Below are 24,553 nucleotides of genomic sequence, written 5' to 3'. Positions count from 1 at the left end.
TGCCGCCCCTATGCGGGGGAATGTAGCACGCCGTCCCCGGGCGAGGTGCGCGCTGCGTCAAGCCGCGCGAAGCGCCCGCCGGGGAGGCTGGCGACGCGGCCGGCCAGTTCCAGCGCCAGCAGCGCGCGGTGCAGCACGTCGTCAGGCAGGCTGCTGTGCTCGGCGATCCATTCGTAGGTGACGGGGCCGTATCCCAATGCGGCAAGCACGGCCTGCTCTGCCGGGGCGGCGGGCAGCGGTGGCGCCGGCGACGGTGCTTCGTCTCGGGCGGACGCGGTGGCCGGAACGGCATCGCCATTGTGGATAACATCGGCCGCGGCACGCTGAGTGGCGGTTTCGGTTTCGCGGAGGCTGCCGGTGCCCGCGCACGGATGCCCGGAACGCGCCGCACCGCTCGCCGTGCCGGCCTTCGATTCACCCAACCCGTATTCCTCGAGCACGTCGAGCGGCGCCGCCGTGAGCTTCGCGCCGTCGCGAATCAATGCGTGGCAGCCCTGCGCCAGCGGCGCATGGATCGAACCCGGCATCGCGAACACATCGCGCCCCAGTTCGTTCGCGAGCCGCGCGGTGATCAGCGAGCCGGAGCGCGGCGCGGCCTCGACGACGAGCGCGCCGATCGCGAGCGCGGCGATCAGCCGGTTGCGCTGCGGGAAGTGGGCGGCGCGGGCCGGCGTGGCGAGCGGCCATTCCGACACGATCGCGCCGTGCGCGGCGATCTCGTGGGCGAGCGCGCGGTGCCGCGCCGGGTAGACGAGATCGGCGCCGGTCGCGATCACCGCGACCGTGCCCGACCGGCCGTCGAGCCCGCCACGATGTGCGGCCGCGTCGATCCCGAGCGCGAGGCCCGATACGATCGGCAGCCCGGCGTCGGACAGTTCGCGCGCGAAGTGCGTTGCGTCGGCGAGCCCTTGCGGCGTGGCGTGGCGGCTGCCGACCACGGCGAGGCTGCGCGCGTGCAGCAGGTCGAGCCGGCCCTTTACATATAGCAGCAGCGGCGGATCGTGCAGGTCGCGCAGCCGCGACGGGTAGGCCGGATCGTTGAGCGTGACGAGCGCATTGCCCGGCGCGTCGAGCCACGCAAGCGCGGCGTCGGTGCGCGCGTCGAGATCGCCGCGCTCGCTTGCGCGCACGGCCAGGGCGGCGGCGGCGCTGGTGACGGCGGTGATGGCGTGGTCGGGCGCACGCAGCAGCGCGTCCGGCGAGCTGAACGCATCGAGCAGTGCCTGCAGTGCGGCCGGGGCGAGGCCGGGCGCATGCGCGAGCTGCAGCCACGCGCGCACGGCGGAGGGGCTCAGCGCTTGCGGCGACATGAGGCGCCCCTCGAATGCGGTGGCCAGCGGACCGCGTGGCGCCATGATAAAATTTTCATCATCCGAAATACTCGACAGGGCCGCGCGCGCAGGCGCCCGGCCAATTGCAGGAGGCGTGATCCGCGGCATTGATTCGCCGCGCGTCCGCCTCATCTTCATTGCATCCCGGCAGCAGCGCCAGCCGGCCGGATGGCCGATGCGGCACGCCGCTCCACCGAATACCGAACGCCATGGCTTTACTCAATATTCTTCATTACCCCGACAAGCGGCTGCACAAGGTCGCGAAGCCCGTCGACAAGGTCGACGACCGGATCCGCAAGCTCGTCGCCGACATGGCCGAGACCATGTATGCGGCGCCAGGGATCGGCCTTGCCGCCACGCAGGTCGACGTGCACGAGCGCGTGATCGTGATCGACGTCTCCGAGGAGAAGAACGAGCTGCGCGCGTTCATCAACCCGGAGATCGTGTGGTCGAGCGATGCAAAGCAGATCTATGAAGAGGGCTGCCTGTCGGTGCCCGGCATCTACGACGAAGTCGAGCGTCCCGATCATGTGCGCGTGCGCGCGCTCAACGAGCAGGGCGAGACTTTCGAGCTCGACTGCGAGGGCCTGCTGGCCGTGTGCGTCCAGCACGAGATGGATCACCTGATGGGGCGCGTGTTCGTCGAATACCTGTCGCCGCTCAAGCAGACGCGCATCAAGACGAAGATGAAGAAACTCGAACGCGCGATGTAACGCGCGTTCGCCTTGCCCGACCCCGAACGCTGTCATGACCCATACGTTGCGCGTAGTTTTTGCCGGCACGCCGGAATTCGCCGCGGCTGCCCTCGCCGCGATCCACGAGGCCGGTTTTCCGGTGCCGCTCGTGCTCACCCAGCCCGATCGCCCTGCCGGGCGCGGGATGAAACTGCAGGCGAGCGCGGTGAAGCGCTATGCCGTCGAGCACGGGATGCCCGTCGCGCAACCGCCGTCGCTGCGCCGCGCGGGCAAGTACCCGGCCGAGGCGGCCGACGCGATCGAGCTGCTGCGCTCGACGCCGCATGACGTGATGGTGGTCGCCGCCTACGGCCTGCTGCTGCCGCAGGAAGTGCTCGACATTCCGCGCGCCGGCTGCATCAACATTCACGCGTCGCTGCTGCCGCGCTGGCGCGGCGCCGCGCCGATCCACCGCGCGATCGAGGCCGGCGATGCCGAGACGGGCGTCACGCTGATGCAGATGGACATCGGCCTCGACACCGGCGCGATGATCGAGGAAGCGCGCATCGCGATCGCGCCCGACGAGACGACCGCGACGCTGCACGACCGGCTCGCCGCCGAAGGCGCGCGACTGATCGTCGACGCGCTCGTGCAGCTCGAGCGCGACGGCGTGCTGCCGGCGACACCGCAGCCGGCCGACGGCGTGACCTATGCGGAAAAGATCGGCAAGCACGAAGCGGCGCTCGACTGGCGCAAGCCGGCCGACGTGCTTGCGCGCCAGGTGCGTGCGTTCGATCCGTTCCCGGGCGGCGTCGCGACGCTCGACGGCGCGGCGATCAAGCTGTGGGCAGCCGAGCCGGTGGCGGCGCGCGGCGACGCGGCGCCCGGCACGATCGTCGAAGCCGCGCCGGAAGGCGTGGTCGTCGCGTGCGGCAGCGGTGCGCTGCGCGTCACGCAGTTGCAGAAGCCGGGCGGCAAGCGGCTGCCCGCGCGCGAATTCCTGGCCGGCTCGCCGCTCGCCGCGGGCCAGCGTTTCGCGCTGACCGACGTTGCCTGACGCTGCCTGACCGCCATTCGACACGGCCTGCCGGGCGTGCGCAATCGGCCGGATGGTCGAGTCGCGCGGCGCGGCAGGCGCGCGTAGAATTTCCCTGCGCTCCCCGGTTTCGAGGTTTTCATGTTCGGCATCACCCATTTCGGCTTCTTCGTGCTGGCAGTCTTCCTGCTGAACGTCACGCCCGGCCCCGATACGGCCTATATCGTCGGCCGCAGCGTCGCGCAGGGCCGCGGCGCGGGGCTGATGTCGGCGTTCGGCATTTCGGCCGGCTGCTGCGTTCACGCGCTCGCCTGCGCATTCGGCCTGACCGCGCTGCTCGCGGCGTCGGCTGCCGCATTCACGGTGATCAAGCTGGTCGGCGCCGCCTACCTGATCTACCTGGGCGTGCGGATGATCATCGCGAAGCAGGCGGCCGAGCCGTCGGGCACGGCGGCCACGCAAGCCGCGAAGCCGCTGCGCCAGCTGTTCATGCAGGGCTTCTGGACCAACGTGCTGAACCCGAAGGTCGTGCTGTTCTTCGTGTCGTTCTTCCCGCAGTTCGTGTCGGCCGACAGCCCGCACAAGGCATGGGCGTTCCTGACCCTCGGCGGTGTGTTCGTCGTGATGAGCACGGTGTGGACCAGCCTCGTCGCGTGGGTCGCGGGCAGTGTCACGGCACGCTTCTCCGGCAAGCCGGGCGTCAAGAAGTGGCTTGACCGCACGGTCGGCAGCGCTTTCGTCGGCCTCGGTCTTCGTCTTGCAACATCGCAACGGTGAGATTGAATTTTTCCGGCAAGACCTTATCTAACAAAACGCTTACAATTTTCCGCCGTGCCCTTTTGATGCGCGGCGGGTCCCCTGACGGATAAGGAGTGGGTATGTTCAATTGGGTCAAAACGGCGATGCTGATGGCCGCGATCACGGCCCTGTTCATCGTGATCGGCGGGATGATCGGCGGCTCGCGGGGCATGACGATCGCGCTGCTGTTCGCGCTCGGCATGAATTTCTTCTCTTACTGGTTCTCGGACAAGATGGTGCTGCGCATGTACAACGCGCAGGAAGTCGACGAGAACACGGCGCCGCAGTTCTACCGGATGGTGCGCGAGCTGGCCACGCGCGCGAACCTGCCGATGCCGCGCGTCTACCTGATCAACGAGGATGCGCCGAATGCGTTCGCAACGGGCCGCAACCCCGAGCACGCGGCCGTCGCCGCGACAACGGGCATCCTGCGCGTGCTGTCGGAGCGCGAGATGCGCGGCGTGATGGCGCACGAGCTTGCGCACGTGAAGCACCGCGACATCCTGATCTCGACGATCACCGCGACGATGGCGGGCGCGATCTCGGCCATCGCGAACTTCGCGATGTTCTTCGGCGGGCGCGACGAGAACGGCCGGCCGGCCAACCCGATCGCGGGTATCGCGGTCGCGCTGCTCGCACCGATCGCAGGCGCGTTGATCCAGATGGCGATTTCGCGGGCTCGCGAGTTCGAGGCCGACCGCGGCGGCGCGCAGATTTCCGGCGATCCGCAATCGCTCGCGACCGCGCTCGACAAGATCCATCGCTATGCGGCGGGCATCCCGTTCCAGGCGGCCGAGCAGCATCCGGCCACCGCGCAGATGATGATCATGAACCCGCTGCACGGTGGCGGCCTGCAGAATCTGTTCTCGACGCACCCGGCCACCGAGGAGCGCATCGCGCGCCTGATGGAGATGGCGCGTACCGGCCGCTTCGACTAAGCCACGGCACACCGTGCGGCAGTTGCCGCGCGGGGGCCGTCACACCACCCCGCACGCTTCGCGCTGCGGGGTGTTTCATTTGCGCGTGCCGTAAAGGGGCCAAAGGGCCTGCAGCATCGCACGCTACAATGCCCGGTTTGGGATGGCAGAGCCCACGGGCGCCGCGATCCCGCCGTTTGCCGCATTGGCTTGCTGTGCCCGTTGGCCGCGCTTGTTTGCCGAATTTGCTCCGATGACACGAACCCGTTCTACCGCTCCGTCTTCTTCCGGCCGCCCGGCGCGCCTGTCCGCGCTGCATCTCGCGCCCGATTCGCTCGGCTTCGCCCTCGACGCGGCCGCGCAGGCGGTCGATGCGGTGCGGCGCGGCACCGCGCTGCCGGCTGCGCTGTCGGCGGTATTCGCGCAGATGCCGTCCGGTGCGCAGGCGCTCGCGCGCGGGGCGACGCAGGACGTCGCTTACCGGACGATGCGCCGTCTCGGCAGTGCGGACTGGCTGATCGGCCGGCTCATCAGCAAGGCGCCGCCCGCCTACGTGCACGCGGTGCTCGCCGGTGCGTTCGCGCTGCTGCTCGACCCGGCGGACGAGGCCGCGTATCCGGCGTTCACGGTGGTCGACCAGGCAGTGACCGTGATCGGCGCGCGCCGCGAATGCGCGTTCGCGAAGGGGATGGTCAACGCGGTGCTGCGCCGTTTCCTGCGCGAGCGCGACACGCTCGTCGCGGCGCTGCAGGACGATGTCGTCGCGCGCTGGAACTACCGCGCGTGGTGGGTCGCTTCGGTGCAGCGCGCGTGGCCCGACGCATGGCAGGCGATCCTCGCGGCCGGCGAGCGGCAAGGGCCGCTGACGCTGCGGGTGAACGCGCGCCGCGCGAGCGTCGACGCGTATCTCGAGACGCTGCGCGAGAACGGGATCGACGCGACTGCGATCGGCCGGCATGCGGTGCGGCTCGCGTCGGCGCTGCCGGTCGATCGCATTCCGGGGTTTGCCGACGGTGTCGTGTCGGTGCAGGACGCCGGCGCGCAGCTCGCCGCCGAGTGGCTCGGTGCGCGCGACGGCATGCGCGTGCTCGACGCATGCGCGGCGCCCGGCGGCAAGACCGGTCATATTCTCGAATTGGCCGATGCGGAAGTCGTCGCGCTGGAAAGCGACGCCGCGCGCGCGGCACGGATCGGCGAGAACCTCGTGCGACTGTCGCTCGAAGCGGACGTGCGTGTCGGCGATGCGGGTGCGCCCGATGCGTGGTACGACGGGCGCCCGTTCGACCGCATCCTTGCGGACGTGCCGTGCTCGGCGTCCGGCATCGTGCGTCGGCACCCTGACATTCGCTGGCTGCGCCGCGAGGCCGACATCCCGGCGCTCGTCGCGGAACAGCGCCGCATCCTGGCGGCGTTGTGGCCGCTCGTGAAGCCGGGCGGCGAACTGCTTTACGTGACCTGTTCGGTCTTCCCCGAGGAAGGCGAACTGCAGGCCCGCTGGTTTGAAGCGGCCTGTGAAGATGCGGTACGATTGGACGCCCCCGGCCAGCTGCTGCCGGGCGGAGTGCAGGGAGGGGCGGCCGCCGGCGCACTCGACCAGAACACCGATCACGACGGATTTTTCTACGCGCGGTTTCAGAAACGGTGACGATCAAACACCTTTTTCCACTTCGGCTCGCGGCCGTCCTGATGGTCGCGTTGACGCTGTGCCTGGCCGTCGTCCGGCCGGCGCATGCCGAGTCGATCGCCGTGCAGCGCGCGTCGCTCCAGTCCGACGGAAGCGGCTGGGCGCTCGACGCACGCTTCGATTTCGAACTGAACCCGAACCTCGAGGATGCCGTCAACAAGGGCATTCCGCTTTATTTCACGACCGACTTCGAGTTGAGCCGTGCGCGCTGGTACTGGTTCGACGAGCAGCCGGTGGCGGTGACGCAGACGATCCGCCTGTCGTTCCAGCCGCTCACGCGCGAGTATCGCGTGTCGACGGGCGGCCTGCAGCTCGGTTTCCCGTCGCTGAAGGACGCGCTCGCGGTCGTCAGGCACATCACGTCGTGGCACGTGATCGACCGCAACCAGGTGCGCGCCGGTGAAACCTACACGGCGTCGGTGCGGATGCAGCTCGATACGGCGCTGATGCCGAAGCCGTTCCAGGTCGATGCCGTGAACAACCGCGACTGGACGCTCGGGTCCGACTGGAAGCGCTTCAACTTCACGGTGACCGAACGTGCTAAATAAAGTGCGCCGCGCGGCCAGCGGGAAGAGCCTCCTCATTCGCGTGATCGTCTCGACCGTCGCGCTGACCGCGCTGCTGCTGCTCGTGCTGCTCGCGGCCGCGAGCGCGAACACCGAATTCTTCGACCGCTACTACTCGTGGCTGTACGCGACGAACATCGTCGTCGCGCTCGTGTTCCTGCTCGTGGTGCTCGGGCTGATCGGGATGATCGTCGTGCGCCTGAGGAAGGGCAAGTTCGGCACGCGGCTGCTCGCGAAGCTCGCGGTGTTCTTCGCGCTCGTCGGCGTGGTGCCGGGCGGGATCATCTACATCGTGTCGTACCAGTTCGTGTCGCGCAGTATCGAGTCGTGGTTCGACGTGAACGTCGAGACGGCGCTGACGGCCGGCCTGAACCTCGGCCGCGGGATGCTCGATGCGTCGCTGTCCGATCTGCAGACGAAGGCGCGGCTGATGTCCGACCAGCTCGCGAGCGTCGATGCGAACACCAACGGCACGACGCTCACGCTGCTGCGCCTGCGCGACCAGTTCGGCGTGCAGGACGCGACGATCGTCGAGCCGAGCCGCGGCGGCTCGGGTGCGGCGCCCGACCTGCACATCGTCGCGCAGGCGTCGGGCAATTTCGCGGCACTGATTCCGGACGACCTGCCGACGCCGCTGATGCTGAACCAGGCGCGCGAACACGGCGCGTACGCGGCGATCGAGGGTGAAGTCGACGGCGACCCGCGCGCGCACGGCGCGAAGGGTGCGCTGCGGTTGCGCGTCGTGCGGCCGATTCCCGATGCATCGACGTCGTTGCTGCAGCCGGCGGAACGCTTCCTGCAGCTCACGCAGCCGGTGCCGCCGACGCTTGCCCACAACGCGGACGCCGTGCAGCGCGCGTATCGCGAGTACCAGGAAAAGTCGCTGGGCCGCACGGGGCTGCGCAAGATGTACATCGGCACGCTGACGCTTGCGCTGTTCCTCGCGACCTTCATCGCGATGATGCTCGCGCTCGCGCTCGGCCAGCAGCTCGCGCGGCCGCTGTTCCTGCTCGCGCAGGGCACGAAGGAGGTCACCGAAGGCGACTACACGCCGAAGCGCGAGATCAAGACGCGCGACGAGCTCGGCTTCCTCACGCAGTCGTTCAACGCGATGACGCGTCAGTTGTCCGAGGCGCGGCTCGCGGTCGAGAAGAACCGCGTCGCGCTCGAGCATTCGAAGACGTATCTCGAGAGCATCCTCGCGAACCTGACGGCCGGCGTGTTCGTGCTCGACCGGCAGTTCCGGCTGACGACGGCCAATCGCGGCGCCGAGCGGATCTTCCGGCAGCCGTTCAACACGCTGATCGGCACGACGCTCGACCGGATCGGCGTGGCCGCCGGGTTCGGCGCGATGGTGCGCAAGGCGTTTGCCGATCGCGAGGCGGCGTCCGACGGCGGCAGCGGCGATCGCGGCCACTGGCAGCAGCAGTTCGCGATCGAGGTGCCGGGCGAAGCCGATCCGCTGACGTTGCTCGTGCGCGGCACGCGCCTCGTGTCGACGGTCGAGGGGCAGGCCGACGATCCGCAGACGTCCGGTTACGTCGTCGTGTTCGACGACATCTCCGACGTGATTTCCGCGCAGCGTTCAGTTGCATGGGGTGAGGTCGCGCGCCGGCTCGCGCACGAGATCAAGAATCCGCTGACGCCGATTCAGCTGTCGGCGGAGCGGCTGCAGATGAAGCTCTCCGACAAGCTCGCCCCGCCCGATGCCGATGTGCTCAAGCGCGGCGCGACGATGATCGTCAATCAGGTCGCCGCGATGAAGCGGATGGTCGACGATTTCCGCGAATACGCGCGCACGCCGCCGGCGGTGCTCTCGAACCTGCAGTTGAACGAACTGGCGAGCGAGGTGCTCGGGCTGTACGGTGTGGGCGAAGGCAAGAGCGCGATCGTCGCCGAGCTCGCGCCGTCGCTGCCGGTGATACGCGGTGATGCGACGCAACTGCGCCAGGTGATTCACAACCTGCTGCAGAATGCGCAGGATTCGGTCGCGGAGTCGGCGCATCCGCGTGTGTTGATCGAAACCAAGACAGTAGAATATGGCGATCCCGACGCCGAGGGCAAAACGCGCGTCGCGGTACGTCTTACCGTGTCCGACAACGGGCCCGGTTTTCCGGCGCGCATCCTGACTCGCGCGTTCGAGCCTTATGTGACGACGAAGGCGAAGGGCACGGGTCTGGGGTTGGCCACGGTCAAGAAGATCGTCGATGAGCACGGTGCGCGGATCGATCTGCGCAATCGCATGCACGGCGAGACCGTCGAGGGTGCGCAGGTGTCGATCCTGTTCCTGCAGATGGCGAGCGATGCGCCAGGCGCCGAATCGGGCGTGCAGGACGGGGCGGCCCCCGCCAAGACAAAAGCAAGTGAGCAGACAAAGGCAGCGTAAATGGCAACCATCCTGGTGGTAGATGATGAAATGGGCATCCGGGAATTGCTCTCGGAGATCCTCAGCGATGAAGGACACGTCGTCGAGGCGGCGGAGAACGCGCAGGCCGCGCGGGAATACCGGTTGAATCAGGCGCCCGATCTCGTGCTGCTCGATATCTGGATGCCCGATACCGACGGCGTGACGTTGCTCAAGGAGTGGGCGGCGCAGGGGCTGCTGACGATGCCCGTGATCATGATGTCCGGGCACGCGACGATCGATACGGCCGTCGAGGCGACGAAGATCGGCGCGCTCGATTTCCTCGAGAAACCCATCGCGCTGCAGAAGCTGCTGAAGTCCGTCGAGCACGGTCTCGCCCGCGGTGCGGCGCCGGTGTCCGCGAACGCGGCGGCGAAGGCCGGTGCGGGGCAGGCGGCGGGGCCCGCGGCGGTGGCGTCCGCGGCCGCGCTGCCGACGCTCGGCGACGACATGGCTTCGGCACTCGGCCTCGCGGGCCAGACGGCCGCGATCCCGTTCGACATCCCGTTGCGCGAAGCGCGCGATGCGTTCGAGCGCGCGTACTTCGAATATCACCTCGCGCGCGAAAACGGCAGCATGACGCGCGTCGCGGAGAAGACGGGCCTCGAGCGCACGCACCTGTATCGCAAGCTCAAGCAGCTCGGCGTCGAGCTCGGCAAGAAGCCGTCCGAAGGCGCCGTATAAAATATTTCGTGAAAGTACTTGATCAAGTAACGAAGGATGGATATACTTTCTCTTCTTCGTTGGCCCGGTAGCTCAGTTGGTAGAGCAGCGGATTGAAAATCCGCGTGTCGTTGGTTCGATTCCGACCCAGGCCACCAGAATTAAAACCCCAAGAATCGGAAGGTTCTTGGGGTTTTTCGTTTGTGGTGGGGTTTGCGTGACCAGTGGCGTGGGATGGCGTGCCCGGCAGTGTTCATGAGGGCATGATAAAATCCGTGTCCGCTCAATAACTTAGCGCATCGCTTCATGCGCACGGCAGGCTGCCAGCGTGGCGCCGCCGTGGCGCGCGGCAACGATGCCGCGCGATGGGCGGTATAAGCGCTCCGCCGCGTTCGCGGCCGATTGCGCTGCCTATACTGGTCGAGCCGGCCCAGGCCGGCACGCGTCGGGCCGCCCGGCGGCAGCCGGCCCCGGGGCGCAGCGCGACGCGAGCCTACACATTCACGGAGTATCACGGTGATTCGGACAGACGCTAAAGACGGCGCGCTCGTGTTGTTTTCCGGCGGGCAGGACTCGGCCACGTGCGTGGCATGGGCCCTCGAACGCTACCAGACGGTCGAGACGCTCGGCTTCGATTACGGCCAGCGCCACCGCGTCGAGCTCGAATGTCGCGAAGGCGTGCGCGAAGCGCTGAAGCGTGACTTTCCCGCCTGGTCGGACCGGCTCGGCGACGATCACATGATCGACCTGTCGGTGCTCGGCGCGATCAGCGATACCGCGATGACGCGCACGATCGAGATCGAGACGACGGCCAACGGCCTGCCGAACACGTTCGTGCCGGGCCGCAACCTGATGTTCATGACGATCGCCGCGGCGATCGCCTATCGCCGCGGGCTGCGCGTGCTGGTCGGCGGGATGTGCGAGACGGATTTCTCGGGCTATCCCGACTGCCGCGACGACACGATGAAGGCGCTGCAGGTCGCGCTGAACCTCGGGATGGATACGCGCATGGTGCTCGAGACGCCGCTGATGTGGCTCGACAAGGCGCAAACCTGGCAGCTCGCCGAACAGCTCGGCGGCGAAGCGCTCGTCGAACTGATCCGCGTCGAGACGCACACGTGCTACGTGGGCGAGCGCGCGGAACTGCACGACTGGGGCTTCGGCTGCGGCGAATGCCCGGCCTGCAAGCTGCGCAAGCGCGGCTACGAGGCCTACCTGAAGGGCGAGCGGGTGACCGAAGCGCCGCTGTGATGCAGCGGCAACGGCAGCGCCTGGTGATTAACGGATTCTGATCGACAACGAGCGGCGCGAGCCGGACGAAGGACGATGACTTACGCGGTCAAGGAAATTTTCTACACGTTGCAGGGCGAGGGCGCGAACGCGGGCCGGCCGGCCGTGTTCTGCCGGTTCGCCGGCTGCAACCTGTGGTCGGGCCGCGAAGAGGATCGTGCGGAGGCCGTGTGCCGCTTCTGCGATACCGACTTCGTCGGCACCGACGGCGAGAACGGCGGCAAGTTCAAGGATGCCGAAGCGCTCGTCGCGACGATCGCCGGCCTGTGGCCGGAGGGCGAGGCGCACCGCTTCGTCGTCTGCACGGGCGGCGAGCCGATGCTGCAGCTCGACCAGCCGCTCGTCGACGCGCTGCACGCGGCCGGCTTCGAGATCGCGATCGAGACCAACGGCTCGCTGCCGGTGCTCGAATCGATCGACTGGATCTGCGTGAGCCCGAAGGCCGACGCGCCGCTCGTCGTCACGAAGGGCAACGAGCTGAAGGTCGTGATCCCGCAGGACAACCAGCGGCTGGCCGACTACGCGAAGCTCGACTTCGAGTATTACCTCGTCCAGCCGATGGACGGCCCGTCGCGCGACCTCAATACGAAGCTCGCGATCGACTGGTGCAAGCGTCATCCGCAGTGGCGGCTGTCGATGCAGACCCACAAATATCTGAACATTCCCTGAGCCCCGGCTTTTGACATCGTGCTGATTACCCGAAAACTCGAATTCGACGCGGGCCACCGCATTCCCGACCACCGCAGCCAGTGCCGGAACCTGCATGGCCATCGCTATGTGCTCGAAGTCACGCTGCGCGGCGATCTCGTCGATACCGAGGGGGCGCCCGACCGCGGCATGGTGATGGATTTCGCCGACGTGAAGGCGCTCGCGATGGAGCACCTGGTCGGCAAGTGGGACCACGCGTTCCTGGTCTATGCGCGAGACGACGTCGTGCGCTCGTTCCTCGAGCAGATGGCCGACCACAAGACGGTCGTGATCGACCGGATTCCAACCGTCGAGAACCTCGCGGCGATCGCGTTCGACATCCTCGCGAACGTGTACGACGCGCACTACGGCGTGAACCTGCGGCTCGAGCGCGTGCGCCTGTACGAAACGCCGAACTGCTGGGCCGACGTCGAGCGCCAGCCCGGCCGCTGATCCCGCCTTCCCGGCCGCCCCGCCACCCGGCGCGGGCTGCCTGACGCCGCACCCCGCGGCCCCGTCCCGCCTCGCTCCCCGTCCGTTCCCACATTTCGCGCAACGCCGCGCTATGATCGTTGCGTGGCGCCGAAAAACGCCGCCGTGCGCGGGTCGTGCGGTCGGCGCTGTCAGATCGGCCGCCCATGGCCGACCAACGTTCCAGGGCCCGGTCCTGGCGCCGCCGTGCTTCGCTGCCCGGTGTGTCGCGCTCCGCTTTGCCCGTTGCTTGTCCCGTTCGCTTGCCGTTCCGTCCAGGAGGCCGTATCGATGAGCACGCTCACCAATTCCCTCAAACAACGCCTGCGCGACGGCGACGAGCCGCTGTACGGCCTGTGGCTGTCGCTCGGCAGCGAGTCGGTCGCGGAAGCGCTCGCACATGCCGGCTACGACTGGCTCTGCATCGACATGGAGCACGCGCCGAACGACAGCCGCGATGTTGCATCGCAGTTGCGCGCGATCGCCGCCGCCCATCTGCCGAGCGAGCCCGTCGTGCGCGTGCCGGCGCGTGAGCCGTGGCTCGTGAAGCGTGCGCTCGATGCGGGCGCGCGCACGCTGATGTTTCCCTGCATCGAGACGCTCGACGACGCCACGCACGCGGTGCGGCTCACGCGCTATCCGTCGCCCGATTCGCCGGACGGGCTGCGCGGCGTCGCGGGCATGGTGCGCGCGGCGGCGTTCGGCATGCGTCGCGACTACGTGCAGACGGCGAATGCGCAGGTCGCGGTGATCGTGCAGATCGAATCGGCGCGCGGCGTCGATGAAGTCGAGCGGATTGCGGCGCTGCCCGGCATCGATTGCCTGTTCGTCGGCCCGGCCGATCTCGCGGCGAGCCTCGGGCACCTTGGCGACATCCGTCACCCGGACGTCGAAACCGCGATGGCGCGCGTGCTCGCGGCCGGCCGGCAGGCCGGCGTCGCGGTCGGTATCTTCGCGGGCGATACGGCGGCCGCGCGCCAGTATCGCGAGGCCGGCTACCGGATGATCACGGTGTCGGCCGACGTCAGCTGGTTGTTGCGGGCAACGCGGCAGGCGCTGCAGGAGGTGCGGTCATGAACGGTGGCGATGGCGCGTGCCGTGGGCGCGCGCAGGGTGGGATCGGGAGGCGCCGGCAGGTCGGCGCGGTGCTCGGCCTGTGGGTCGTGTGGATCGCGGCTGCCGCGCAGGGCGCGCCGCAGGCGAAGCCCGATCCGTCGCACGAGACGCAGTCGGCGGTCGCCGACTACAACGCCGGCGACTTTCGTGCGGCGCTGGTGCAGTTCCACGACGCGGCCGAGCGCGGCGACCGTCTCGCGCAATTCAACTACGCGATGATGCTGCTGACGGGCGAAGGCGTGACCGCGAACGTCGACGAAGGGCTGCGCTGGCTGAAGCGCGCGGCCGACGCGAACATGTCGCATGCGCAGTATGTATACGGCCGGATGTTCGACGACGGCGAGTTCGTCGCGCGCGATCCGGCCGAAGCGCACCGCTGGTTCCTGCGGGCGGCGAAGCAGGGGCACGTGCAGGCCGAGTTGTCGCTCGCGAACCAGTTCCTCGACGGACGCGGCACGCCGCGCGACAACCGGCAGGCGTTCACGTGGTACAAGCAGGCCGCCGACGCGGGCGAGCCGACCGCGCAGTACGTGACCGCGTCGTTCTACGAGCGCGGTGGCGACGGCGTCGCGCAGAACCTCAACATCGCGCGGGCGTATTACGCGGCGGCGGCCGCGCAGGGCGACGAGACGGCCGGGCTGAAATTCAAGGAGCTGAGTGCGCGGCTGAAGGCGCAGGGGCCGGCATCGGGCGCCGGCGCGGAGCCGGGCGGGGCGCACGCACCGCCGCCGTGAGCCGGGGCGCGCGCCACGCGGCACTGCGTGGCCGCGCTTGTCATCCGCAGTCGAAAAAAAACGGCGCCGATGCGCCGTTTTTCTTTATGCGGTGCGTGCCGCGCGGTCAACTCTTCATCAACCGCCGCTGCCGCCCGACGCTCATGATCATCCCGATCGCGATGCCGAGCGTCGTGAGCGCGGTGCCGCCATAACTCATGAACGGCAGCGGCACGCCGACGACCGGCAGCACGCCGCTCACCATCCCGATGTTGACGAACGCATAGACGAAGAACGCGAGCGTGAGCGAGCCCGCGAGCAGGCGGCCGAACAACGTCGCGCCCTGCGCGGCGATATAGAGCCCGCGTGCGATCAGCGCCATGTACAGCGTCAGCAGCACGAGCCCGCCGACGAGCCCCCATTCCTCGGAGAACACCGCGAAGATGAAGTCGGTGTGCTTCTCCGGAATGAATTCGAGGTGCGCCTGCGTGCCTTTCAGGTAGCCCTTGCCGAGCACGCCGCCCGAGCCGATCGCGATCACGGCCTGGATCGTGTGGAAGCCCTTGCCGAGCGGGTCGGAAGTCGGGTCGAGCAGCGTACATACGCGGTGCTTCTGGTAATCGTGCATCAGCGGCCACTGCACTTCGGGCTGGCAGATGCGCTCTTCGAACACGGCGATCGAGCCGACCGCGATCACGCCCGCGACGAGCACCGGCACGATCAGCTTGAACGACAGGCCGGCGAGGTAGATCACGAAGAAGCCGGCCGCGAACACGAGCAGGCCCGTGCCGAGGTCGGGTTGCTTCGCGATCAGCCCGACCGGCACCAGCAGGATCCCGAACGCGACGATGAAGTCGTACCAGCGCAGCCCGCCCTCACGGCGCTGGTAGTACCACGCGAGCATCAGCGGTGTCGCGATCTTGAGGATTTCCGACGGCTGGATCACGACGCCGACGTTCAGCCAGCGCTTCGCGCCCTTCTTGGTCATCCCGAACAGCGCGACCGCAATCAATAGCGCGACCCCGAACGTATAGAGCGGGACCGCGAAGCGCATCAGCGTCGTGGGCGGGATGTTGGCGATCACCCACATCAGCACGAACGTCAGCAGGATGTTGCGCAACTGGTCCTCGACGCGGCCGGGCATGTCGATCGCCGCGCTATACAGCGTGACGATGCCGACGCACAGCAGCAGGAACACGATGAGGGCGAGCGGGCGGTCGAAGCCCGCGAACATCTGCTTGATCTTGTCGAGCCAGGCGCGCTTGTCGAATTGCATGCCTTTCTCCGTTAATGAGCGGTGCCGGCGTCCGCCGCCTTCGCGGGGGCCGTTGCACGGTGATTGTCGTCGCGCGGCGTGGCGACGAGCGGCTGCGCATCGCTGGCGGGCCGGCGTGGCCGGTGCGGGCGCCTAATCGGCGGCAGGCTCGCGGCCCTCGGCGCAGCGGCACTGGCGCTGGCCGGCGGGGCGGCGCTGGCGCTGGCGGCAGCCGATGCTTCGGAGGCGGCCGCGGCCGATGCTGCTTCCGCCGCGCTGGCCGCGGTCGGCACGACCGGCTGCGGCAGCGCGGTGAAGCCGGCCGCGACGGCAGCCGGCTTGTTCGCGTCGCCGATCACCGGCGCATTGACGGGTTCGGTCGCCGACGCCGCGGCAGCCACGGCCGCGGCCTCGTTCTGCGGGTTCTGGCGGTCGACGAGGAAGAAGTCGAGCACGCGGCGCGCGATCGGGCCGGCGGCCTGCGCACCCCAGCCACCGTTCTCGACAACCAGCGCGACGGCGATCTGCGGATGGTCGACCGGCGCGTACGCGATGAACAGCGCGTGGTCGCGCAGGTGCTCGGCGAGCAGGTGGCCCTTGTAGTTGGAGCCTTGCAGCGAGAACACCTGCGCGGTACCGGTCTTGCCGGCGGCGAGGTACGGCGCGCCGCGGAACACCTTGTACGCGGTGCCGGACGGGTTCTCGATCACGTTCTCCATCCCGCGCTTCACGACGTCGATGTCGGCCTGCTTGAGCGGGATCGTTTCGCTTTCCTTCGGCACGGTCAGGCGGCGCCCGCGCGTGATCGGATCCTCGACTTCCTTCACGAGGTGAGGCTTCATCACGACGCCGTTGTTCGCGAGCGTCGCGGTCGCGTGTGCGAGCTGCAGGATCGTGAACGAGTTGTAGCCCTGGCCGATCCCGAGGCTGATCGTCTCGCCGTCGAACCACTTCTGCTGCGCGGCCTTCTTGAACGCTTTCTTCTTCCAGTCGGTCGACGGCAGGATCCCGCGCGCCTCGCCCTGGATGTCGATCCCGGTGATCTGGCCGAAGCCGAACGGCTTCATGAAGTTCGCGATCGAGTTCACGCCGAGGTCGCGCGCGAGCATGTAGAAGTAGGTGTCGTTCGACACCATGATCGCCTTGTTCATGTCGACCCAGCCCTGGCCCGAGCGCACGTCGTTGCGGAACGTGTGGCCGCCGAACGTGAAGTAGCCGGGATCCTGGAAGCCCCAGCCCGGCGTGCGCTTGCCGAGCGTCAGGCCGGCGAGCGCCATGAACGGCTTGTACGTCGAGCCGGGCGGATAGGTGCCGTGCAGCGGGCGGTTCAGGAGCGGCTTGTCGGTCGAGTTGTTCAGCTCGTCCCAGGTCTGCTGGTCGATGCCGTCGACGAACGAGTTCGGGTCGAAGCTCGGCGACGACACGAACGCGAGCACATCGCCCGTCTTCGGCTCGATCGCGACCAGCGCGCCGCGCTTGCCGGCGAACGCCTGCTCGGCCACCTGCTGCAGCCCGATGTCGAGCGACAGCACGAGGTTGTTGCCGGGCGTCGCCTGCGTGCGCGACAGCGTGCGCACCGGCCGGCCGCCGGCCGTCACCTCGACCTCCTCGAAGCCCGTCAGCCCGTGCAGCTCGGTCTCGTAGCTCTGCTCGACGCCGATCTTGCCGATGTAGTCGGTGCCCTTGTAGTTGTTCGCGTCGCGGCGCGGATCGTAGTTTTCCTGATCGCTGTCGTTGTCGTCGCTCATCGCGTCGATGCGATCCTGGTCGCGCTTCGAGATCCGGCCGATGTAGCCGATCACGTGCGCGGCCGTCGTGCCGAGCGGATATTGCCGGAACAGCCGTGCGCGCACGTCGACGCCGGGGAAGCGGAAGCGCTGCGCGGTGAAGCGCGCGACTTCGGCGTCGGTGAGGCGGGTGCGGATCGGCAGGCTCTCGAAGTTCTTCGAGTCTTCCTGCAGCTTCTTGAAGCGGCGGCGGTCGCGCGCGTCGATCGGGATGATCTCGGACAGCTTGTCGATCGTGTTGTCGAGCGTGTCGTCGAGCTTCGACGGCGTGATCTCGAGCGTGTACGCCGAATAGTTCTTCGCGAGGATCACGCCGTTGCGGTCGGTGATGATCCCGCGGTTCGGCACGATCGGCGCGACGGAGATGCGGTTTTCCTCGGCCTGCAGCGCGTATTTGCCGTGCTGCATCAGCTGCAGGTAGAAGAAGCGGCTCGCGAGCAGCCCGAAGCAGACGAACACGAACACGCCCGCCGCCGCGACGCGCAGGCGGAACTTCGAGAGCTGCTGTTGGGTGTCGTTGAATTCGGTCATGCGGTTAGGAGCGATCTGGCCCGCGCACGCAGTGCGGGCGCGGTGCCGCCCCGGAGCGCGGCGCGCGGCGGGCGTGGAGGCGGCGGGTATTCAAGGCAGGCCCCTGGCTCAGATGGGGCGCGTATCGTCCGGATCGACCGGGCGGCGTTGCGGCATCAGCAGCAGGTGGCTCGCGATCGGCCACAGCGCGGCTTCGACGAAGCCGTCGACCAGGTAGCGCCAGCCCGGGAACGCGGCGCCCATCACGAGGCGGATCACGAACGGCACGAGCTGCGCGACGACCAGGAGCGGCGTGACGTACAGCACCTGCACGCCGATCGGCATCCACAGCACGCGGCGGTGGATCGTGATCGCGCCGTACGACAGCAGCGTATAGGCGAGCGCATGCTCGCCGAGCAGCCCCGCGTCATGCACGTCCATCAGGATGCCGAGCGCGAACGCGACGCCCATCCCGACCTTGCGCGGCTGATGGATGTTCCAGAACAGCAGCACGAGCGCGACGAAGTCGGGCACGCCGGGCAGGCGGCCCCACGGCATCAGGTTCAGCAGGAACGCGGCGGCGAGGCTGAAGACGATGAAGTACGGATTGACCGGCTGCAGGATGTATTGCGGGCGATTCATCGCTGGGCTCCTGATTGCCCGGCCGCGGGCTTCGCGGGCGTGGCGGCGGGCTTGGCCGGGGCGGCCGGCGCCGCAGGCTTTGCGCCGGGCTGGGCCGCGGCGGCCGGCTTCGCGTTCGCGTCAGCCTTGTCGGCCTTCTCGCTCTTCTCGCCCTTCGCGGCGGCTTTCGCGCCTTTCTTGCCCTTCGCGTTCTTGTCTGCGGCCGGATCGGGCTCGGCCGGGCGCGGCGGGATGTCGTTCTGGTAATGCAGCACGAGCATCTGGCGCGCGCCGCGCACGGCGGCGATCGGCGCGCAGGTCACGCGCGCGAACGCCGTATCGGCGAGCTTGTCGACGCGCACGACCTTCGCGACCGGCAGGCCGGGCGGATAGACGCCGTCGAGGCCGCTCGTGACGAGCTCGTCGCCGACGACGAGATCCGCGCTGGTCGGCACGAAGCGCAAATCGAGCGAATCGCCCTTCGGCGTGCCGTAGATCACGCTGCGCAGGCCGGTGCGCAGCACCTGCACGGGAATCGCGAGATCGCGGTCGGTGACCAGCGTGACTTCGGACTGCAGCGGGAACACGCGCGTGACCTGGCCGACCACGCCGTTTTCGCTCACGACGGGTGCGCCGTTCTGGATGCCTTGCTGGGAGCCCTGGCCGATCACGATCTTCTGCGTGAACGGATCGCTCGTGTCGTACTGGATCTCGGCCGGCGTCGACTGTGTCGCGATGTGCTGGCGCAGCTCGAGCACCGCGCGCAGGTGCGCGTTCTCCTGCGTGAGCACGGCGGCCTGGTTGGCTTGCGTGGACAGCTGCAGGTTGCGTTTGCGGAGGTCGTCGTTCTCGTGGCGCAGCGACGCGCCGGTGACGGCGATGTCGGCCGCGCCCATGAACAGGTCGCGCGGCACGAGCGCGGCGCGCTGCAGCGGATAGAGTACGGTGCCGAGCACGCCGCGGACGATTTCGAGCGTGCTGAAGCGCGCGTCCGAGACGAGGAGCGCGATGGCGAGGGCAACGAAGAAGATGAGCCGCGCGAGCGCGGGCGGACCTTGCTTGAAGAGGGGCGGCGGACTGTATTCCATGGTCGGCGCCGGGCGCGAATGATCGGTTAAATGATGCTCAGACGCGCAAACGGCGCGGCGGTTCGTTCTAAACGAGCGAGCCGGCCACGCCGCGGTTGCGTCATGTCAGGGAACTGCCTGGACGATCACTCGTACGAGAAGATGCTGCCCAGCTTGTCCATGCGCTCGAGCGCCATGCCCGAACCGCGTACGACGCAGGTGAGCGGATCTTCCGCGACGAGCACCGGCAGGCCGGTTTCTTCCGCGAGCAGGCGATCGAGGTCGCGCAGCAGTGCGCCGCCGCCCGTCAGCATCATCCCGCGTTCGGCGATGTCGGCGCCGAGTTCCGGCGGCGTCTGTTCGAGCGCGATCTTCACCGACGACACGATCTGGTTCAGCGGATCGGTCAGCGCTTCGAGGATTTCGTTGCTGGAGATCGTGAAGCTGCGCGGAATGCCTTCCGACAGGTTGCGGCCCTTCACTTCCATTTCCTTGACTTCGGAGCCCGGGAACGCAGAGCCGATTTCCTTCTTGATCGCCTCGGCGGTCTGTTCGCCGATCAGCATCCCGTAGTTGCGGCGGATGTAGTTGACGATCGCCTCGTCGAACTTGTCGCCGCCGACGCGCACCGAACCCTTGTACACGATCCCGCCGAGCGAGATCACGCCGACTTCCGTCGTGCCGCCGCCGATGTCGACGACCATCGAGCCGGTGGCTTCCGACACCGGCAGGCCCGCGCCGATCGCAGCGGCCATCGGCTCTTCGATCAGGTAGACCTGCGAGGCGCCGGCGCCGTGCGCGGCTTCCTTGATCGCGCGGCGCTCGACCTGGGTCGAGCCGCACGGCACGCAGATGATGATGCGCGGCGACGGCGAGAACATGCGCGACTCGTGGGCCGTCTTGATGAACTGCTTGATCATCTGCTCGGTGACGGTGAAGTCGGCGATCACGCCGTCCTTCATCGGGCGGATCGCCTCGATGTTGCCCGGCACCTTGCCGAGCATCTGCTTGGCTTCCTTGCCGACTGCCTGGATGGTCTTCTTGCCGTTGGGGCCGCCTTCCTGGCGGATCGACACGACGGAGGGCTCATCGAGCACGATGCCCTTGCCGCGCATGTAGATCAGGGTGTTTGCGGTGCCGAGGTCGATCGCGAGATCGTTGGAGAAGTAGCTGCGCAAAAAACCGAACATTCAGAATCCTGTTTCGCTCTGGGCCGGCCCTGCATAGCGAGCGCTGAGGGCGGCAGCGGAAAAAATAACAGCCTCGGGAAGCGTGGCGGAAGCGGCCGCCGCGGCGCACGAAGCTGCGAGTGATGTCTACCGGGGATCGCACGATGCACGCACGGCCTGCCGAAGCGGGGCGAAACGGTGCGGGAAAAGGCTGCCGGGTTTGGGTCGAACGCGTAATGATACCTTATAATTTCACGGTATTTGAATCGAAACGGGCGGTATTTTTGCCGCTTCGGCCCCGATTTTTGAGGGTGGGATCGCACCCTCCAACCCCCCGCCGCAGCGCTGCTTTTGATGCGCTGCGCAGCCTTGTTTTTCCGGTGATCGCATGGCCCTGACCCTGACCGATGTGAAACGCATCGCGCACCTGGCGCGACTCGAAATGGCCGACGCCGACGCCGAGCACATGCTCGGCCAGCTCAATGAACTCTTCGGCCTCGTCGAGCAGATGCAGGCGGTCGACACCGCCGGCATCGCGCCGCTCGCCCACCCGATCGAACAGATCCAGGCAGTCGCGCAGCGCCTGCGCGACGACGCCGTGACGGAAGTCGTCAATCGCGACGACAACCAGCGTCCGGCGCCGGCCGTCCAGGACGGCCTCTATCTCGTGCCGAAGGTGATCGAGTAAGCATTCGATGACAAGCGCGCCGCCGCCGCTGCGCCGCGCGCCACCCAGAATTCCCAGGAAAACCACTCAATGCACGCAAAAAGCCTGACCGAACTGCGCGCCGCGCTCGCCGCCAAGGAATGCTCGGCCGTCGAGCTCGCGCAGCTCTACCTGAAACGGATCGAAGCCGCGCGCGACCTGAACGCGTTCGTCCACGTCGACGCCGATCTCACCCTCGCGCAGGCCAAAGCCGCCGATGCCGAGCTCGCGCGCGGCGCGGGCGGTGCGCTCACCGGCCTGCCGATCGCGCACAAGGATGTCTTCGTCACGCGCGGCTGGCGCTCGACGGCCGGCTCGAAGATGCTCGCGAACTACGAGAGCCCGTTCGACGCGACCGTCGTCGCCCGCCTGCAGGCGGCCGGCATGGTCACGCTCGGCAAGACCAACATGGACGAGTTCGCGATGGGCTCGTCGAACGAGAATTCGGCGTTCGGCGCGGTGAAGAACCCGTGGGACACGAACGCGGTGCCGGGCGGCAGCTCGGGCGGCAGCTCGGCCGCCGTGGCCGCGCGCCTCGCGCCGGCCGCGACCGGCACCGACACCGGCGGCTCGATCCGCCAGCCCGCGTCGTTCGCGGGCGTCACCGGCATCAAGCCGACCTACGGCCGCGTGTCGCGCTACGGGATGATCGCGTTCGCGTCGTCGCTCGACCAGGGCGGCCCGATGGCGCAGAGCGCGTCCGACTGCGCGCTGCTGCTGAACGGAATGGCCGGCTTCGACGAGCGCGACTCGACGAGCCTCGAGCGCGACGAAGAGGATTTCACGCGCCACCTCGGCCAGCCGTGGGCCGCCGGCAACGATGCGGGCAAGCCGCTCGCCGGCCTGCGCATCGGCCTGCCGAACGAGTATTTCGGCGCGGGCCTCGCCGACGACGTGCGCGCGGCGATCGACGCGGCGCTCAAGCAATACGAAGCGCTCGGCGCGACGCTCGTGCCCGTGTCGCTGCCGAAGACGGAACTGTCGATCCCCGTGTACTACGTGATCGCGCCGGCGGAAGCGTCGTCGAACCTGTCGCGTTTCGACGGCGTGCGCTTCGGCCACCGCGCCGCGCAGTACGGCGACCTGCTCGACATGTACAAGAAGTCGCGCGCGGAAGGCTTCGGGCCTGAAGTGAAGCGCCGGATCCTGGTCGGCGCGTACGTGCTGTCGCACGGCTACTACGACGCGTACTACCTGCAGGCGCAGAAAATCCGCCGCATCATCGCGAACGATTTCCAGGAAGCGTTCAAGTCCTGCGACGTGATCATGGGCCCGGCGTCGCCGACGGTCGCATGGGATCTCGGCTCGAAGGGCGACGATCCGGTGCAGATGTATCTCGCGGATATCTACACGCTGTCGGTGAGCCTCGCCGGCCTGCCCGGCATGAGCGTGCCGTGCGGCTTCGGCGCGGGCGCGAATGCGAAGCGCCCGGTCGGCCTGCAGATCATCGGCAACTATTTCAACGAAGCCCGGATGCTGCAGGTCGCCGACGCGTTCCAGCGCGCGACCGACTGGCACAAGCAAGTTCCGGCAGGGGTGTAAGCATATGACTACTCAATGGGAAGTCGTCATCGGTCTCGAGACGCACGCGCAACTGTCGACCGTCTCGAAAATTTTCTCGGGCGCGTCGACGCAGTTCGGCGCCGAGCCGAACACGCAGGCCTGCCCGGTCGACCTGGCGCTGCCGGGCGTGCTGCCGGTGCTGAACCGCGGCGCGGTCGAACGCGCGATCCGCTTCGGCCTCGCGATCGGCTCGACCATCGCGCCGCGCAGCATCTTCGCGCGCAAGAATTATTTCTACCCCGATCTGCCGAAGGGCTATCAGATCAGCCAGTACGAGATTCCGGTCGTGCAGGGCGGCCAGATCACGATCCAGGTGCCCGCCAACGAAAAGGCCGGCAAGGAAGCGTACGAAAAAACGGTCAACCTGACCCGCGCGCACCTCGAGGAAGATGCGGGCAAGTCGCTGCATGAAGACTTCGCCGGGATGACGGGGATCGACCTGAACCGAGCGGGCACGCCGCTGCTCGAGATCGTCACCGAGCCGGAAATGCGCAGCGCGGCCGAGGCGGTGGCCTACGCGAAGGCGCTGCACGGGCTCGTCGTGTGGCTCGGCATCTGCGACGGCAACATGCAGGAAGGCTCGTTCCGCTGCGACGCGAACGTGTCGGTGCGTCCGGTCGGCCAGGAGAAGTTCGGCACGCGCGCGGAAATCAAGAACCTGAACTCGTTCCGGTTCCTCGAGGAAGCGATCAACTACGAAGTGCGTCGCCAGATCGAGCTGATCGAGGACGGCGGCGAAGTCGTGCAGGAAACGCGCCTCTACGATCCGGACAAGCGCGAGACGCGTTCGATGCGCAGCAAGGAAGACGCGCACGACTACCGCTACTTCCCCGACCCCGACCTGATGCCGCTCGTGATCGGCCAGGACTGGATCGAGCGCGTGCAGTCCGGGATGCCCGAGCTGCCGGCCGCGATGCAGCAGCGCTTCGCCGACGAATACGGCGTGTCCGCGTACGACGCGGGCGTGCTGACGTCGAGCAAGGCGATGGCCGCGTACTTCGAGGCCGTGGTCGCGAAGGCCGGCACCGCGAACGCGAAGATCGCCGCGAACTGGCTGATGGGCGACGTTTCGTCGCAGCTGAACCGCGACGGCATCGAGATCGACGCGATTCCGGTCTCGGCCGCGCAGCTCGCGCTCGTGCTGCAGCGCATCGCCGACGGCACGATCTCGAACAAGATCGCGAAGGAAATCTTCGCGACGATCTGGGACGAGAAGGCGACCGACGAAGGCGCGGCCGACCGCATCATCGACGCGAAGGGGCTGAAGCAGATCTCCGACACCGGCGCGCTGGAAGCGATCATCGACGAAGTGCTCGCGGCGAACGCGAAGTCGGTCGAGGAATTCCGCGCGGGCAAGGAAAAGGCGTTCAACGCGCTGATCGGCCAGGCAATGAAGGCGACGAAGGGCAAGGCCAATCCGCAGCAGGTCAACGAGCTGCTGAAGAAGAAGCTCGGCTGAGCATGACCGCGCGCCTGAACCGCGCTTGACGACGGGCCGCCCCGAACCGGATCGGGGCGGCCCGTT

The 24,553-nt window shown here is 67.9% G+C and carries 22 protein-coding genes and 1 tRNA gene; 17 read left to right on the top strand and 6 right to left on the bottom strand.

What is annotated here, in order from left to right; all coding sequences use genetic code 11:
* Positions 1-8 precede the first annotated feature (8 nt).
* Positions 9-1,355, bottom strand: coding sequence for a DNA-processing protein DprA (gene dprA, locus CFB45_RS17535; protein WP_256978250.1), 1,347 nt, complete (start codon positions 1,353-1,355; stop codon positions 9-11).
* 185 nt (positions 1,356-1,540) lie between these two features.
* Here dprA and def point away from each other — a divergent pair, with 185 nt between their 5' ends.
* The 14 genes from def (at position 1,541) to CFB45_RS17465 (ending at position 14,371) form a co-directional block, all read left to right on the top strand.
* Positions 1,541-2,044: a peptide deformylase gene (gene def, locus CFB45_RS17530; protein WP_006477461.1), complete on the top strand. Its 504-nt coding sequence runs from the start codon at positions 1,541-1,543 to the stop codon at positions 2,042-2,044.
* A 34-nt stretch (positions 2,045-2,078) separates the two neighbouring features.
* Entirely contained in the window at positions 2,079-3,062 is a 984-nt protein-coding gene (fmt, locus tag CFB45_RS17525; RefSeq protein WP_089426595.1) for a methionyl-tRNA formyltransferase, read from the top strand.
* Between the two features lie 120 nt (positions 3,063-3,182).
* A complete protein-coding gene (locus tag CFB45_RS17520; protein WP_089426594.1) occupies positions 3,183-3,818 on the top strand; it encodes a LysE family translocator in 636 nt (211 codons plus the stop codon).
* Between the two features lie 101 nt (positions 3,819-3,919).
* Complete coding sequence (gene htpX / locus CFB45_RS17515; protein WP_011353570.1) at positions 3,920-4,777, top strand: zinc metalloprotease HtpX; 858 nt, start codon at positions 3,920-3,922, stop codon at positions 4,775-4,777.
* A 232-nt stretch (positions 4,778-5,009) separates the two neighbouring features.
* Complete coding sequence (gene rsmB, locus CFB45_RS17510; protein ID WP_089426593.1) at positions 5,010-6,401, top strand: 16S rRNA (cytosine(967)-C(5))-methyltransferase RsmB; 1,392 nt, start codon at positions 5,010-5,012, stop codon at positions 6,399-6,401.
* Positions 6,398-6,988: a DUF4390 domain-containing protein gene (locus tag CFB45_RS17505; RefSeq protein ID WP_039353770.1), complete on the top strand. Its 591-nt coding sequence runs from the start codon at positions 6,398-6,400 to the stop codon at positions 6,986-6,988. The genes rsmB and CFB45_RS17505 overlap by 4 nt, the downstream gene beginning before the upstream one ends.
* Positions 6,978-9,392 (top strand): sensor histidine kinase EsaS, encoded by a 2,415-nt coding sequence (esaS, locus tag CFB45_RS17500; protein WP_089426592.1) that lies wholly within the window; start codon positions 6,978-6,980, stop codon positions 9,390-9,392. Before CFB45_RS17505 ends, esaS begins: the two co-directional genes overlap by 11 nt.
* The gene (gene esaR / locus CFB45_RS17495; protein ID WP_021163978.1) at positions 9,393-10,094 is read left to right on the top strand and encodes a response regulator transcription factor EsaR; all 702 of its coding nucleotides are present in this window, start codon (positions 9,393-9,395) and stop codon (positions 10,092-10,094) included. It abuts the gene before it with no gap.
* Between the two features lie 61 nt (positions 10,095-10,155).
* A tRNA-Phe gene (locus CFB45_RS17490) sits at positions 10,156-10,231 on the top strand.
* A 358-nt stretch (positions 10,232-10,589) separates the two neighbouring features.
* On the top strand, positions 10,590-11,324 hold the full coding sequence (queC, locus tag CFB45_RS17485) for a 7-cyano-7-deazaguanine synthase QueC (protein WP_089426591.1): 735 nt from the start codon (positions 10,590-10,592) through the stop codon (positions 11,322-11,324).
* Between the two features lie 75 nt (positions 11,325-11,399).
* The gene (gene queE / locus CFB45_RS17480; RefSeq protein WP_011353564.1) at positions 11,400-12,032 is read left to right on the top strand and encodes a 7-carboxy-7-deazaguanine synthase; all 633 of its coding nucleotides are present in this window, start codon (positions 11,400-11,402) and stop codon (positions 12,030-12,032) included.
* An 18-nt stretch (positions 12,033-12,050) separates the two neighbouring features.
* Positions 12,051-12,503: a 6-carboxytetrahydropterin synthase QueD gene (queD, locus tag CFB45_RS17475; RefSeq protein ID WP_011353563.1), complete on the top strand. Its 453-nt coding sequence runs from the start codon at positions 12,051-12,053 to the stop codon at positions 12,501-12,503.
* A 309-nt stretch (positions 12,504-12,812) separates the two neighbouring features.
* A complete protein-coding gene (locus CFB45_RS17470) occupies positions 12,813-13,598 on the top strand; it encodes an HpcH/HpaI aldolase family protein (RefSeq protein WP_089426590.1) in 786 nt (261 codons plus the stop codon).
* Positions 13,595-14,371, top strand: coding sequence for a tetratricopeptide repeat protein (locus CFB45_RS17465; protein ID WP_089426589.1), 777 nt, complete (start codon positions 13,595-13,597; stop codon positions 14,369-14,371). The genes CFB45_RS17470 and CFB45_RS17465 overlap by 4 nt, the downstream gene beginning before the upstream one ends.
* Positions 14,372-14,477: 106 nt before the next feature.
* On the opposite strand, the gene rodA is transcribed toward CFB45_RS17465, so the two are convergent.
* The 5 genes from rodA to CFB45_RS17440 form a co-directional block, all read right to left on the bottom strand.
* On the bottom strand, positions 14,478-15,626 hold the full coding sequence (gene rodA, locus CFB45_RS17460; protein ID WP_089426588.1) for a rod shape-determining protein RodA: 1,149 nt from the start codon (positions 15,624-15,626) through the stop codon (positions 14,478-14,480).
* An 11-nt stretch (positions 15,627-15,637) separates the two neighbouring features.
* Positions 15,638-17,923, bottom strand: coding sequence for a penicillin-binding protein 2 (gene mrdA, locus CFB45_RS17455; protein ID WP_089426587.1), 2,286 nt, complete (start codon positions 17,921-17,923; stop codon positions 15,638-15,640).
* A gap of 108 nt (positions 17,924-18,031) precedes the next feature.
* Complete coding sequence (gene mreD / locus CFB45_RS17450) at positions 18,032-18,544, bottom strand: rod shape-determining protein MreD (RefSeq protein WP_009687274.1); 513 nt, start codon at positions 18,542-18,544, stop codon at positions 18,032-18,034.
* Positions 18,541-19,611 (bottom strand): rod shape-determining protein MreC, encoded by a 1,071-nt coding sequence (gene mreC, locus CFB45_RS17445; RefSeq protein ID WP_089426586.1) that lies wholly within the window; start codon positions 19,609-19,611, stop codon positions 18,541-18,543. Before mreC ends, mreD begins: the two co-directional genes overlap by 4 nt.
* 125 nt (positions 19,612-19,736) lie before the next feature.
* Positions 19,737-20,780, bottom strand: a complete 1,044-nt coding sequence (locus CFB45_RS17440; RefSeq protein WP_004189550.1) for a rod shape-determining protein — start codon at positions 20,778-20,780, stop codon at positions 19,737-19,739.
* A gap of 367 nt (positions 20,781-21,147) precedes the next feature.
* On the opposite strand from CFB45_RS17440, the gene gatC reads away from it, so the two are divergent.
* The 3 genes from gatC (at position 21,148) to gatB (ending at position 24,487) form a co-directional block, all read left to right on the top strand.
* Positions 21,148-21,447, top strand: coding sequence for an Asp-tRNA(Asn)/Glu-tRNA(Gln) amidotransferase subunit GatC (gatC, locus tag CFB45_RS17435; protein ID WP_089426585.1), 300 nt, complete (start codon positions 21,148-21,150; stop codon positions 21,445-21,447).
* Positions 21,448-21,516: 69 nt separating this feature from the next.
* Positions 21,517-23,007, top strand: coding sequence for an Asp-tRNA(Asn)/Glu-tRNA(Gln) amidotransferase subunit GatA (gene gatA / locus CFB45_RS17430; RefSeq protein WP_089426584.1), 1,491 nt, complete (start codon positions 21,517-21,519; stop codon positions 23,005-23,007).
* Between the two features lie 4 nt (positions 23,008-23,011).
* Entirely contained in the window at positions 23,012-24,487 is a 1,476-nt protein-coding gene (gene gatB / locus CFB45_RS17425; RefSeq protein ID WP_089426583.1) for an Asp-tRNA(Asn)/Glu-tRNA(Gln) amidotransferase subunit GatB, read from the top strand.
* The last annotated feature ends 66 nt before the right edge of the window (positions 24,488-24,553 follow it).

The sequence above is a fragment of the Burkholderia sp. HI2500 genome, from assembly GCF_002223055.1.
Lineage (GTDB): Bacteria > Pseudomonadota > Gammaproteobacteria > Burkholderiales > Burkholderiaceae > Burkholderia.
The sequence above is the reverse complement of the archived record's forward strand: the minus strand, read 5'-3'. Positions and strand labels throughout refer to the sequence as shown.

Coding starts and splice junctions, on each gene's coding strand:
- dprA (WP_256978250.1), bottom strand. CDS start 1,355: ATGGCGCCACGCGGTCCGCTGGCCACCGCATTCGAGGGGCGCCTCATG.
- def (WP_006477461.1), top strand. CDS start 1,541: ATGGCTTTACTCAATATTCTTCATTACCCCGACAAGCGGCTGCACAAG.
- fmt (WP_089426595.1), top strand. CDS start 2,079: ATGACCCATACGTTGCGCGTAGTTTTTGCCGGCACGCCGGAATTCGCC.
- CFB45_RS17520 (WP_089426594.1), top strand. CDS start 3,183: ATGTTCGGCATCACCCATTTCGGCTTCTTCGTGCTGGCAGTCTTCCTG.
- htpX (WP_011353570.1), top strand. CDS start 3,920: ATGTTCAATTGGGTCAAAACGGCGATGCTGATGGCCGCGATCACGGCC.
- rsmB (WP_089426593.1), top strand. CDS start 5,010: ATGACACGAACCCGTTCTACCGCTCCGTCTTCTTCCGGCCGCCCGGCG.
- esaR (WP_021163978.1), top strand. CDS start 9,393: ATGGCAACCATCCTGGTGGTAGATGATGAAATGGGCATCCGGGAATTG.
- queE (WP_011353564.1), top strand. CDS start 11,400: ATGACTTACGCGGTCAAGGAAATTTTCTACACGTTGCAGGGCGAGGGC.
- CFB45_RS17470 (WP_089426590.1), top strand. CDS start 12,813: ATGAGCACGCTCACCAATTCCCTCAAACAACGCCTGCGCGACGGCGAC.
- CFB45_RS17465 (WP_089426589.1), top strand. CDS start 13,595: ATGAACGGTGGCGATGGCGCGTGCCGTGGGCGCGCGCAGGGTGGGATC.
- rodA (WP_089426588.1), bottom strand. CDS start 15,626: ATGCAATTCGACAAGCGCGCCTGGCTCGACAAGATCAAGCAGATGTTC.
- mrdA (WP_089426587.1), bottom strand. CDS start 17,923: ATGACCGAATTCAACGACACCCAACAGCAGCTCTCGAAGTTCCGCCTG.
- mreD (WP_009687274.1), bottom strand. CDS start 18,544: ATGAATCGCCCGCAATACATCCTGCAGCCGGTCAATCCGTACTTCATC.
- mreC (WP_089426586.1), bottom strand. CDS start 19,611: ATGGAATACAGTCCGCCGCCCCTCTTCAAGCAAGGTCCGCCCGCGCTC.
- CFB45_RS17440 (WP_004189550.1), bottom strand. CDS start 20,780: ATGTTCGGTTTTTTGCGCAGCTACTTCTCCAACGATCTCGCGATCGAC.
- gatC (WP_089426585.1), top strand. CDS start 21,148: ATGGCCCTGACCCTGACCGATGTGAAACGCATCGCGCACCTGGCGCGA.
- gatA (WP_089426584.1), top strand. CDS start 21,517: ATGCACGCAAAAAGCCTGACCGAACTGCGCGCCGCGCTCGCCGCCAAG.
- gatB (WP_089426583.1), top strand. CDS start 23,012: ATGACTACTCAATGGGAAGTCGTCATCGGTCTCGAGACGCACGCGCAA.